Source organism: Bacillus sp. RB3, from assembly GCF_030164735.1.
In the GTDB taxonomy this organism is placed as follows: Bacteria; Bacillota; Bacilli; order Bacillales; family Bacillaceae_G; genus Bacillus_A; species Bacillus_A cereus.
Map to the genome: position 1 here is coordinate 1 of NZ_JASNGE010000012.1, position 12,266 is coordinate 12,266.

Sequence of the window (12,266 nt, forward strand, 5' to 3'; positions counted from 1 at the left end):
AAGAAGGCTTGAGCCGTATGATGGGAAACTGTCACGTACGGTTCTGAGGGGAGTTGGGGGCAGCGATGCCCCCCGCTTACCCGACTAAATAAGCTATCCATATGGGGCAGCTTTTTTGTTTTTTGCTCAGTGTAGCTTTTTAAATTGTATATGAATTCAATATTAATAATATATATCCTAAAATTTGGTTTTTGTATTTTGGGATTTTTTTCTTTTTACCTACATTAATTATTTATTAGAATATCTTTTATGTTTAAAATAAAATTTTTTGATAAAAGGGGATATAAGTATTTTTATAATAAGTCACCTAGAAAAACAATGTATTATTGTATTTTTTTACTAACTAATTCAGCTTTAAGCGATAAAAACAATGGCTACATGCTAACTGTAAAATATTATCCATATAAAATTATTCCTCTTTAATATTTCTGAAAATATAAAAATATTAATTTTATAAATATACACGTTATAATGAGGGCGTCGAGAGAAATTTTATTATCTCTGGAGAAAATATAAAAAATGCGATTATTAGTAAGAAAGGTGTGTGATTAGAGGCGAAATGTATGTAATGTGCTTCAGTGGCTTGTGTGAGCAATATCATCAGTGCTACCGAAGTTATGAAAGTAATGTATAGAATTGAGAAAGAAATGCCTCGCAAATGAAGAGAGGCCGGTTTAGCTAAAATTACTTTTAAAAGTAAAAAAGAGAAACCATTAAAGTAATACACTGTTATTAGAAATGTTGCAACGTATTTATGAAGTCTATTCTATATTGTTCTCTTAAGGGGTCTTTATATAAAGAGCGGATATTACGAGTAAACTTTTTTGTGAACGCTAACAATTATATTAGGACGCTAATTAGCGAATGTTTCAATTTGGATTCATTATGATGAAGGACATACAATGTGGGGCAACTTGTAAGGAATTCATTTTCCAGAAAGGGAATATTTGTTAGGTGCAAAGAGAGATGCAGGAATAGATACAAGGGGGAGTTATTATATGAACGGGAATACTGCAAAGAAAATAGAAGTTCAAGCTGAAAATACCGCACGAAAAAATGAGCAATATGCAGATCCGAAAAAGTGGCATAAGCAGGATACTACATGGGCACTCAGTCTATTTGGAACTGCAATTGGAGCAGGGGTGCTCTTTTTACCGATTAATGCAGGTTCAGGTGGTTTATTATCTTTACTACTAATTACATTACTTGCATATCCAGTTATGTATTACTCACATAGGGCGCTTGCTAAAATGATATACGCTTCTAATTCTGCTGATGAGGGGATCACAGGTACAATTAGAGAGTATTTCGGAAATAAAGCGAGTATCATTTTTAACATCGTATATTTCGGTTCAATTTATACAATCGTACTAATGTATTCGGTTGCGCTTACAAACACTGCAAGTAGTTTTATCGTGCATCAATTGCACATGCCAGAACCTCCAAGAGCTATTTTATCACTTGTATTAGTTCTTGGTCTTATCGCTATACTGAATTTTGGTCAAGATATTACTGTAAAGGTAATGAGTATGTTAGTGTATCCTTTCATAGTTTCTCTACTTTTTATCGCAATATCTTTAATTCCACAGTGGAATACGTCAATGCTTAGTTTTTCAGCTGTTTCAACTGCTTCAACAGGAACAGGCTATTTTGGAACGATATTGATGATTCTACCAATCATCGTATTCTCATTTAATCATTCACCTATGATTTCATCATTTGTTGTGAAACAGAGAGCTACGTATGGAATCGAAGCCACTGATGCTAAATGTGCGCAAATACAAAAGGTTTGTTATATCATGACATTCGCTGTTGTTATGTTCTTCGTTTGGAGTAGCGCATTGAGCTTGACTCCAGATGATATAAAAATGGCAAAAGAACAAAACTTATCAATTCTTTCATATCTTGCTAATGAGCTTAATTCGCCTGTAATCACTATTGCAGCTCCAATTATTGCTTTTGTGGCTATTACAAAGTCTTTCCTTGGCCATTATATCGGAGCATTTGAAGTAATGCGTGACATGATTATTAAGTTCGGTAAATCACGTGGAAAAGATATTGAAGAAAAAACAATTAAGACAATAATCCTTACTTTTGTTGTATTATCATGCTGGTTTGTTGCTTATACAAATCCAAGTATTCTTGGACTTATTGATTCTCTAAGCGGTCCTTTAGTTGCTGCTATCTTATGTCTATTACCGATGTATGCGATTCAAAAAGTGCCGGTACTAGCTAAATACAAAGGGAAAATGAGTAACGTATTTGTTATTATTGTAGGTGTACTTACTGTCTTAGCAAGTATTAAATCATTATTCTAATTCACTACTGTTGGTTTTAGTATCAAAATAGTTGGATCTGAGAAAAGAAGGAGCAAGTTTTGAATAGTTTTTTTCAAAACTTGCTCTTAAAATATTCTAATGAATTAATTTTACAAATAAGTTTATTCATATTAGTCATCTAGCATTTTGGTTATATACTCATCCAATATTATCAAGACCTAAATCGAGAAATTTTAAATATCAAGCGCCTAACGTATTATATATCCCTAATATGTTAGGCGCTTTTATTTTGGATAATAAATTTTGAACCTGAATTTGAATAGTATCTCTATTTGATGCTTATTTAATATTGTAAAATTTGTATTGAAAATTCGAGGTTTTAAAAGTACTATATACATATTCAAACATTTGAAGATGTATATGGTACTTTTGAAAATTGAGGAAAAGTAACGGAGGGATTTCAATGGGAAACGAAATGCAACAATTTAAAGCAGATTTCTTTAAAGCCTTAGCACACCCTTTGCGAATAGGTATCTTAGAATTATTGTCAGAAGGTGAAAAAAGCGTAAACGAAATTCAAGATATTCTAAATAAGGAAGGTTCAGCTGTTTCTCAGCAATTAAGTGTACTACGTTCAAAAAACATTGTTGTTGGTAGAAAAGATGGAAAAAGAGTTTTATATTCTTTACGAGACCCTATTATTGTGGATTTATTGGTGGTTGCACGGAAGATTTTTAACAACCATTTAATCGATACGATTTCAATGTTAGAAGAGCTAGATGGAGCAGAAAGTGAAATGATGGCTAAGGAGGGATAGGTTGAGTATTGAGGTTAAGAAAGAAGATATCATCCAACATGGGATTGAAACATTTCGCTCATTAGGAGCTCATTACGTTTGTGAAGTTTGTATAAAAAGTGGAAATTCTTGTTGTTTTTCATGCCAACATTTACAAGATGGAGTTGGATGTCGAAAAAGAAATACTGCTTGTACAGCTTGGTTATGTGGAATTCAAGGTTTTTTATTTGATCAAATAGGATTACTGGATGAATGGAATCGTTTTTGGAGTGAAATTCCAGGACAAATGTTTCGTAGAGATATTACTCCAGATAAGGTAAGGATTAGATCGTTTATTGATACGAAGAAGCTAGATAGTCGAGCCGGAGAACGTCTAGCAGAAAGATTGAAATCCTATGTACAACAAGGTGGAGATATAGGTGAATTGGAGTGTCATTTAAGTAAAACATATAGTAAATATTAGGATGGTTTTTCTTTTTGTGAAAAGGACAATTTTCTGTATAAGGGACCGAGAAATACATTTGTAATCCAGATCTATTAAAAATAGAAAAGAAGGGTTTGTAATGAGAAAGTTATTTACAGGAAGGTTTGAAGGATATTCATTAGCACATTTTCAAAAGGATCTTCTTTCAGGAATGATTGTTGGAGTTGTTGCGATTCCACTTGCTATGTCTTTTGCTATTGCCTCTGGTGTTAAGCCAGAGTATGGGATTTATACAACCTGTATTGCTGGAATACTCATTTCACTGTTTGGTGGTTCGAAGTATCAAATTGGAGGACCTACAGGTGCTTTTGTTCCGATTCTTTTAGGAGTTGTAATTACCTATGGATACGAAAATTTACTACTCGCGGGTTTGTTAGCTGGAATTATTTTATGTCTTATGGGAATCTTCAAGCTAGGCTCTTTAATTAAGTTTATTCCACGTCCTGTAACAATTGGTTTTACTTCAGGTATTGCTGTTATTATTTTTACGGGACAAATTGCTAGTTTTTTAGGTTTAACAGGTATAAAAAAGCATGAGGAATTTCTAGCGAATTTGAAGGAACTCTTCACTCATATCAGTACTACCAATTTTTATAGTGTTATAACTGCTTTGATTTGCTTTTTTGTTATACTCATAACACCAAAGATTTTACCAAAAGTGCCTGGTTCATTAGTAGGTGTTGTTATTTCAACTGTAATTGCAACTGTATTTTTCTCAGGTTATGTACCTACTATTGGTACAGCATATGGTACGATTCCAAATACACTTCCTCATTTTGATATACCAGAAATCACATTAGAACGTATAAAGCAGTTAATTGGTCCTGCATTTGTTATTGCGATGCTCGGTGGAATTGAATCACTTTTATCCGCTGTCGTGGCAGATGGTATGACAAATAGTAAACACAACAGTAACAAAGAGCTTATCGGTCAGGGGATTGCCAATATTGTTACCCCGTTATTTGGCGGAATTCCGGCAACTGGAGCGATTGCACGTACAGCAACTAATATTAAGAGTGGAGCTGTATCTCCGATGGCGGGTGTTATTCACGGAGGATTTGTGTTATTTACACTTCTACTGTTAGCGCCATATGCTTCACATATTCCACTTGCTAGTATGGCCCCGATTTTAATGGTGGTAGCTTGGAATATGAGCGAGCAGAAACATTTTTATCACATACTTAAAATGAAGACGGGAGATTCTCTTGTATTATTGGTAACATTTTTACTTACTGTATTTACTAGTTTAACAACAGCTGTAGAGATTGGTCTTATATTAGCTATTATTTTGTTTACAAAACGTATGAGTAATATGCTTGTCATATCAAAAGTGCTTCCTGATCATACAAAAAGAAATGAAAAATTGCTACCACATGTGGTAAATAAAGCTCATGATTGCCCACAAATTAGCATTTATACAATAGAAGGGCCATTATTTTTTGGGGCTGCTCAAACATTTGAACAAAATATTTTAGCGACTATTCATTATAAACCTAATGTTTTAATTTTACGTATGGGAAAAGTTCCTTTTATTGATACCACAGGAGAGTCTTACTTTAGGAATATTGTTCAGCACTTCAAAAAACAAGGTGGCGTACTTCTTATTTCTGGAATTCAATCAGAGCTAAAAGCCAATCTAGATAAGAATGGATTGTACGCTGAGATAGGGGAAGAAAACTTTTTTAATCATACCGGAGAAGCAATTAATTGTGCTTTAGGACATCTGAATACAAAAAAATGTATAGGGTGTAAGCATTTTGCTTTTCATGAATGTACAGGGCTTTCTCAGCAATCTCAGGAAATCAATACAATAAAGAATAAAGAAAATGCATTAGATTTTTAAAAATTTCACTTCACATACAAAGTTTGTTTGAGTTAATCTACTTTTTTAATCATTTTATTAAAAAAGTAGAGAAGAAGAAAGTTTGCTTTGGAGAATGTGGAGAAGATTTTTTACAAGGTGTGAACAAGTAGTTTTTTTATACATTCAACAAATAAGTATCAAAAAGCAAGAAGAGAATATTTTCCGTACATTTAAACGAAAAACGGAAATTAAAAATAATATTTATTTAATAGAATAAACGAAAACGAGTGGAGGAAATAAAAATATGCCTAATTTACCAAATTGTCCAAAATGTAATTCAGAATACACTTACGAAGATGTGAATCTTTTTGTTTGTCCAGAATGTGCTCATGAGTGGACTTTAGAATTAGAAGCTGAAAATAGTGAAGATACAAAGGTAATTAAAGATGCAAATGGAAATATTTTAAACGATGGTGATTCTGTAACAGTAATTAAAGATCTTAAAGTAAAAGGAACTTCATCAGTTGTAAAAATTGGTACAAAAGTAAAGAGTATCCGATTAGTTGATGGAGATCATGATATTGATTGTAAAATTGATGGTTTTGGAGCTATGAAATTAAAATCTGAATTCGTTAAAAAGGTATAAATACAAATTTTGTTACATCAAAATTAGTTTGAAGTTAATGAATATACACTGTTTTTCAGCTGTACCCCGTGCCCGACAACTTAAGAATTTCGAATTACCCCGAAATGATAAAATGAACTTTTTGGTTATGATTCAGCAGATTTTTTTTGAGTACCATGAAATTTTAGCTTGCTAGCGATATAGTACTGCCGAAATATTTGAAATAGCTATAAGACTATTCTTTCGATGGTATGATGAAAGATGTGGAAAAGGAATAGGTCTCAATCAGACCTCAATATTAATCTTCACCATTAGCAACAAAAAACCACCTCTCATAAAGGTGGTTTTTCAGTATTAATATATTTTAATTAATCACGTCTAAATGGACCTTTTGGAGCAATTAGCTCTAAATTAGTACCATCTGGATCACGGAAGTAGGCAACGCCTGTGCCAAATCCAGATTTCTAGCCGTCTTCTTGAAAGATAATTGGTTCGTCATATGGGTACTATCCTATGCCCATCAAGCTAACAAAATGGATTGCCTCTGAAACAAAAATGATTTTTATTACTATAAAAAACGTAAAGTATCTGTTTTTAGAAAAAATTAATTTTTATAAATTGATGGAGATATAACTCAATTCTTTTATATATGTAGTTAAATATGATTGTCAGAATGAACTTAAAGTAATTATGATTTCTAGAAATGCGAACTGATGTTTTGAATTGGTTTAAAGTTGCTGGAACAAAATAAAACCAATTGAGCAAAAAAACTTGCAAAAATAAAAAGAGAGATGTATATTAATTGATGTATCAATAATTGATATATCAATTAATATTTTAACAAGAAAGAAAAGGAACTTTTTATGAAGGAAATGTTCGTAAATATCAGTGGAGAAGAACGAAAAATACTTATTCATGTTCTATTACAGATGCAAAAAAATGTAGAGAATATTAAAGAATAGAGAGTGTAGGGGGCAGAATAGTGTGGAAATAATCGCAGCTATTTTAGTCGGGATCGTAGCATTAGAACATTTGTTTATCATGATCCTTGAAATGTTTTTTATTGATTCAAAAGTAGCGAAACGTGCTTTCAAATTACCGAAGCATTTAGAAGGAGATCGAAACGTAGCCATTATGTTTGCAAACCAAGGTTTATATAATGGATTTTTAGCGGCTGGTCTCATTTTGGGACTTGTACTTGGGCTCAATCCAATTGGTTATATGGTCCAATTATTTTTCGTGATTTGTGTGGTGATAGCAGCTATTTTCGGAGGTTTCACATCTAATAAATCGATTATTGTGAAACAAGGATTTCCAGCTGTTTTAGCACTGGTTGCCCTTTTATGTATGATATAGAATCAAAGTTTCTCAATAAAAGAACTCATTTTTGAAAAGAATACGCTATTCTTTCTTTAGAATTATAGGAAAGGATGGCGTTTTTGTATGTCTATTTCTATACGTAGTGAATTATAACTATTCCCTCAAGGGACTCAACTGCTTTTCAGCTTTTGGATATACTTTCATCCATCTTTGTTTCCTCCTATTGTTGGATAGTGTAATAATTGATAAAAATTTTGATGAAATTGGATTATAACGATTGATCAAAAAAGTTAGTGATTAAAAATATTATTCTTTAGTACATACATTTTTAAGATGTTAAATATATTTCATAATAGTCTCTGTAAGATAGGGATAAGTAGAATAGTACTTTTTATAACTTTGAATGTCATTCATAATAGCACCAGTAAGAAGAAAACAAGCTTTACGGTACTACTAGTTATCAAAAATGTTACAGTAGTTTATTTAGAATCAGTGTGATTGAAAGGTTGTACTATATGGCCTAATAATTTCGAAAACATGTCGGTGTGGCATAAAACAATTATGGAGGTTAAAGATATGAGTACTTCAAATTTGAATGAAATAAGTAAACAAATTTTAAAAGAGGAGGAAACACTTCAATTTTCCTCTTTTACAAATGAAGATGCCTTGCAACTAGGTTTATTTATCGTTGAAACAGCAAAGCAAGAGGGGAAATTGATTGCTGTTGATATAACGAAAAATGGTGTGCAATTATTTCATTTCAAGATGACAGGGACAAATGAGGAAAATACGAAATGGATTGAGCGTAAAAAACGAGTCGTTTCCCTGCATGATCGTAGCTCGTATTATATGCAGATACAAAGTGAAATAACTGGGGTCTCCTATAATGAAAAATATCTTTTAGATACTTCAGAATACGCTGCGTTTGGTGGATGTTTTCCTATCAGAATAAAAAACGTAGGGGTTATTGGAATGATAACAGTTTCAGGATTACCACCAGAAGAAGATCACGAATTGGTAATAAGGGCAGTTAAAAATCATTTGAAGCAATAGTAAAAATAAATGTGATGGTTAAGTAAAAGCCAAGAATGAACATATTATTGTTCGTTTTTGGCTTTTTATTATTTTTTCTTATAGTCGGCTAAGAGGGTTCTTTTACAGGTAGTACTTAATTTTGCAATGTTCTTTAAATTGCGTCGTTTTGTTCGAGTGAGCGAAATTGCTGTAATTGAAGATGCTCTAAATTAATGTGAAATTTGGTGATTAAAGTAGCTACATTTCATATTTGTGTAAATATGAAACAAGCAGGATACATGAATAGAGAATGGGTAAAATAGTACCGAATGATGATTAGATTTTATGAATGATGTTATAAGGCTTTTTTTAGGAAAACTGAAGGAAGCAGTGTGTTTAGATTTAGAATGACTGGCAATGGGTGCTAGGAAGTTCAATGATTCAAAAATGAACTCATTTAAACGCATACTATCTTCGAGATGTATCATTTTGAAGAATATTAAAACTTAGGAGGAACGGAATTATGACAAAAGATTTCTATACTGCACTGAAAGAAAGACGTACTTACTATGGGATTAATAAAGAGGTACAAGTATCGGATGAAAAAATTAAAGAAATCGTGGAGTTTGCTGTGAAATATACTCCATCCGCTTTCAATTCTCAAACTGCACGATTAGTTGTATTATTTGGTGAAGCTCATGATAAATTATGGGATATTACCACTGAAACATTAAGAAAAGTAGTTGGAGATGGAGACTTTTCAGGAACGCAACAAAAAATGGATTCTTTTAAAGCTGGTTATGGAACAGTATTATTCTTTGAAGATGAGGCTATCGTTAAATCGCTTCAAGAAAAGTTTGCTGCATATGCTGAAAACTTCCCAATTTGGTCACACCAAGCATCAGGTATGCACCAATTAGTCGTGTGGACAGGTTTAGAAGCAGAGGGATTAGGGGCATCATTACAACATTATAATCCATTAATTGACGATGAGGTAAAACAAGAATGGAATGTCCCTGCTAATTGGAAACTAATTGCACAAATGCCATTTGGTAATCCAACAGCTGCACCAGGTGAAAAAGAATTCCAACCACTTGAAGAGCGTGTGAAATTTCATAAGTAATATTCGAATGTAATAAAATAGAAATTTAATCAGTGGTGGTCTTACTGTCCGCAAATAGCAGGGGAAGCTAACTGTATTGTAAAAATAAAACTGTTTATTAATAAAAAAGCTTATTCGTTTTTTTTATTAATCGAGTATGTATGAATAAAAGATTTTAAAACACTATTTTAATCTGTAAGGGAACAAGGTGATCGTTTTGATCACCTTGCTTTATTTCTTACATTTTATTTATTAAAAAACGCTAGTTTTTCATAAATGCTTGAAAAATTAGCGTTTTAATAATAGGTATCTGTAATTTGATTACTTAAAACTATATACGAAAAAGCTTTTATGTTATTCCTCAAGTTCTATCCATTCCTGTGACCATTCTTCTATTCCGCGAATAATAGCTTCTAAAGCAAATCCTTTTTGAGTTAAAGAATATTCTATACGAACTGGTGTCTCAGGAAAGACTTTACGTTCGACAATTCCTTCTAGTTCTAATTCTTTCAATCTTTCTGAAAGTAATCTTCCGCTAACAGGAAGAGAAGATTCAAGTGTACAAAAGCGCTGAGATCCAGAAAAAAGTTGGTAAATAATTAGTGCTGTCCATCGTTGACTAAAAAATTTCATTCCTTTTTCAAAGCGAGGGCATAATGTAGAATCATTCATTTTCCTTCACCTCCTAAAATAAATTATATAACATCTTACTATTAGTAACAAATGTTTTTATAATTAATTACTTGACGTAAATTGATTACAAATGTATACTCACTTACATAAAGTAACTAAGTTGTTTTATGTAACTAAAACTCTTTTCTTTAAATGGCCAAAGTTGTAATGATACATATTGCATATAAGCTGAGAGAAAAAAGAATAGCATCTGTAAAAACACTTACGTTGTGTAAGTTAAACAATAAAAAATATAACAATGGAAGAGAATTTTAGAGATTCTCTATACTAGGAGGTACCTAATGGTTACAACAGATACAATTCATATGTTAGAAGATAAAATTCAATTTATACATCAAGATGGAAAGGATATTTATTTAGTAGGCCCTATCAAATTGCCAATTAATTTATATGGGGAGACTAAAGTTTTTCAATGGTATTCTTGGTTACAATGTAGTGAGGTTACAAATAGTGTAGAAGGAATTATCGAAAAACTCTCATCTATTAATTTAGCTGATATGCAGCAATCTAGTGTACTTGTATATGGTGATTTTGAGAATTCTGAAGATGCCCTAATTCGTATGCATAGTATTTGTCACACCGGTGATATCTTTGGTAGTAAACGTTGTGACTGTGGATTCCAATTAAAGCAGTCTTTACAAATGATTACAGAACATGGTTCAGGTGCTTTATTTTACTTAGCGAATCATGAAGGAAGAGGAATTGGCTTGTTTAGTAAAGCTATGACGTACCTCTTGCAAGAAAATGGGTTAGATACAGTAGAAGCTAATCTGAACCTAGGTTTTGAAGATGATGTTCGAAACTATGATGATACAATTGAAGTATTAAAAGCGCTACGCTCAAAACCTGTAAAACTTATTACAAATAATCCGAAAAAATTAGAAGCGTTACAAAAAGCTGGATTAAATGTTACGAGTCGTGAACCGTTATGGGGTGATGTCTCAGAGTTTAATGAGAAATATTTGCAAACGAAGATTCAGCGTTCTGGACATTTTGAAGGGGGACACTTACATGCTTGAGCATGAATTGTATATGAAGCTAGCACTAGAAAATGCCAAGGCTATGAAGGGACAAACGACTCCAAATCCATTGGTTGGATCTGTAATTGTAAATGATAATCGAATTGTAGGGGTCGGAGCACATATGAAGGCCGGAGAACCACATGCCGAAATACATGCGATACGTATGGCTGGAGAACAGGCACGTGGTGGTACAATTTATGTAACTCTTGAACCTTGTTCTCATCATGGTAGAACAGGGCCTTGTGCTGAAGCAATTGTACAAGCAGGAATTAAGAAGGTAGTAGTTGCTACACTTGATCCAAACCCGCTTGTTTCTGGACGTGGAATTAAAATTCTACAAGATGCAGGTATTGAAGTACTTGTAGGAGTGTGTGAAGAAGAATCTAAAAAAATGAATGAAGTCTTTAATAAATATATTTTGACAAAGCGCCCATTTGTAACGATTAAATCAGGAGTTACATTAGATGGGAAAATCGCTACGTCTTTATCGGATAGTAAGTGGATTACATCTACAGAAGCAAGACAAGAAGTACACCAAATACGAAACGAAAATGCGGCTATTTTAGTAGGAGCGAATACTGTTCAAAAGGATAATCCATCATTGACAACGCGTATTCCAAATGGCCGAAATCCAATTCGAGTAATATTGGACTCGACATTACGCATACCGATGGAAGCTAACGTTGTTACAGATAGAGAAGCTCCTACCTGGATATTTACAACAAGTAATCATGCAGAGGAAAAAAAGAAAGCATTAGAAAATGCAGGAGTTAAAGTATTTGTTACTAGCGGAGAAAAGCATATAAACTTACATGAAATGCTTGATGTTTTAGGACAAAAAGGAGTTTCCTCCCTACTTATTGAAGGTGGTGGAGAAGTAAATGCTTCGTTTATTGAAAATAAACTAATGGATAAAATTATTTTATATTTCGCACCTAAAATTATTGGAGGTAGATTGGCGCCTAGTTTTGTAGAGGGGACTGGTATTACTAAAATGAAAGATGCAATTGAATTTAAGGATATATCATTTACCCAGATTGGAAAAGATTATAGATTTATTGGCTATCCAGCATATCGGAAAGATGAGCAATAAGGGGAATAAAAACTACTTATATGTTCCGATAAAT

11 protein-coding genes and 1 pseudogene are annotated in these 12,266 nt (G+C 32.7%); 10 read left to right on the forward strand and 2 right to left on the reverse strand.

Translation table 11 applies throughout. The annotated features are described in order from the left end of the window. Nucleotides 1-998: 998 nt before the first annotated feature. The 5 genes from QO049_RS16520 to QO049_RS16540 all read left to right on the forward strand — a co-directional run bounded on the left by QO049_RS16520 (nucleotide 999) and on the right by QO049_RS16540 (nucleotide 6,009). Complete coding sequence (locus tag QO049_RS16520; RefSeq protein ID WP_001014189.1) at nucleotides 999-2,318, forward strand: aromatic amino acid transport family protein; 1,320 nt, start codon at nucleotides 999-1,001, stop codon at nucleotides 2,316-2,318. Between the two features lie 424 nt (nucleotides 2,319-2,742). Then, on the forward strand, nucleotides 2,743-3,096 hold the full coding sequence (locus QO049_RS16525; protein WP_000526189.1) for an ArsR/SmtB family transcription factor: 354 nt from the start codon (nucleotides 2,743-2,745) through the stop codon (nucleotides 3,094-3,096). 1 nt (nucleotide 3,097) lies between these two features. Then, nucleotides 3,098-3,538: a hypothetical protein gene (locus QO049_RS16530; RefSeq protein ID WP_000021461.1), complete on the forward strand. Its 441-nt coding sequence runs from the start codon at nucleotides 3,098-3,100 to the stop codon at nucleotides 3,536-3,538. 100 nt (nucleotides 3,539-3,638) lie between these two features. Further along, nucleotides 3,639-5,402 carry a SulP family inorganic anion transporter gene (locus QO049_RS16535; RefSeq protein ID WP_001228488.1) on the forward strand — a complete coding sequence of 588 codons (1,764 nt, stop codon included), beginning with the start codon at nucleotides 3,639-3,641 and terminating at the stop codon, nucleotides 5,400-5,402. Nucleotides 5,403-5,667: 265 nt separating this feature from the next. After that, nucleotides 5,668-6,009 carry a zinc ribbon domain-containing protein YjdM gene (locus QO049_RS16540; protein WP_246960657.1) on the forward strand — a complete coding sequence of 114 codons (342 nt, stop codon included), beginning with the start codon at nucleotides 5,668-5,670 and terminating at the stop codon, nucleotides 6,007-6,009. A gap of 347 nt (nucleotides 6,010-6,356) precedes the next feature. On the opposite strand, the pseudogene QO049_RS16545 reads toward QO049_RS16540, so the two are convergent. Then, a pseudogene (locus QO049_RS16545) lies at nucleotides 6,357-6,491 on the reverse strand (VOC family protein); the annotation flags it as partial. 481 nt (nucleotides 6,492-6,972) lie between these two features. Between QO049_RS16545 and QO049_RS16550 the strand changes: the two are divergent. The 3 genes from QO049_RS16550 to QO049_RS16560 all read left to right on the forward strand — a co-directional run bounded on the left by QO049_RS16550 (nucleotide 6,973) and on the right by QO049_RS16560 (nucleotide 9,445). Beyond that, a complete protein-coding gene (locus QO049_RS16550; protein ID WP_098595183.1) occupies nucleotides 6,973-7,344 on the forward strand; it encodes a DUF1304 domain-containing protein in 372 nt (123 codons plus the stop codon). Between the two features lie 501 nt (nucleotides 7,345-7,845). Next, the gene (locus QO049_RS16555; protein ID WP_002061924.1) at nucleotides 7,846-8,361 is read left to right on the forward strand and encodes a heme-degrading domain-containing protein; all 516 of its coding nucleotides are present in this window, start codon (nucleotides 7,846-7,848) and stop codon (nucleotides 8,359-8,361) included. A gap of 484 nt (nucleotides 8,362-8,845) precedes the next feature. Beyond that, a complete protein-coding gene (locus QO049_RS16560; RefSeq protein WP_000158938.1) occupies nucleotides 8,846-9,445 on the forward strand; it encodes a nitroreductase family protein in 600 nt (199 codons plus the stop codon). Between the two features lie 333 nt (nucleotides 9,446-9,778). Here the strand turns inward: QO049_RS16560 and QO049_RS16565 are convergent, their stop codons facing one another. Then, nucleotides 9,779-10,096 carry a winged helix-turn-helix transcriptional regulator gene (locus QO049_RS16565; protein WP_001000104.1) on the reverse strand — a complete coding sequence of 106 codons (318 nt, stop codon included), beginning with the start codon at nucleotides 10,094-10,096 and terminating at the stop codon, nucleotides 9,779-9,781. Nucleotides 10,097-10,398: 302 nt separating this feature from the next. Here QO049_RS16565 and QO049_RS16570 point away from each other — a divergent pair, with 302 nt between their 5' ends. Beyond that, nucleotides 10,399-11,136, forward strand: a complete 738-nt coding sequence (locus tag QO049_RS16570) for a GTP cyclohydrolase II (RefSeq protein ID WP_000258865.1) — start codon at nucleotides 10,399-10,401, stop codon at nucleotides 11,134-11,136. Continuing rightward, nucleotides 11,129-12,232: a bifunctional diaminohydroxyphosphoribosylaminopyrimidine deaminase/5-amino-6-(5-phosphoribosylamino)uracil reductase RibD gene (gene ribD, locus QO049_RS16575; protein WP_000889429.1), complete on the forward strand. Its 1,104-nt coding sequence runs from the start codon at nucleotides 11,129-11,131 to the stop codon at nucleotides 12,230-12,232. Before QO049_RS16570 ends, ribD begins: the two co-directional genes overlap by 8 nt. The last annotated feature ends 34 nt before the right edge of the window (nucleotides 12,233-12,266 follow it).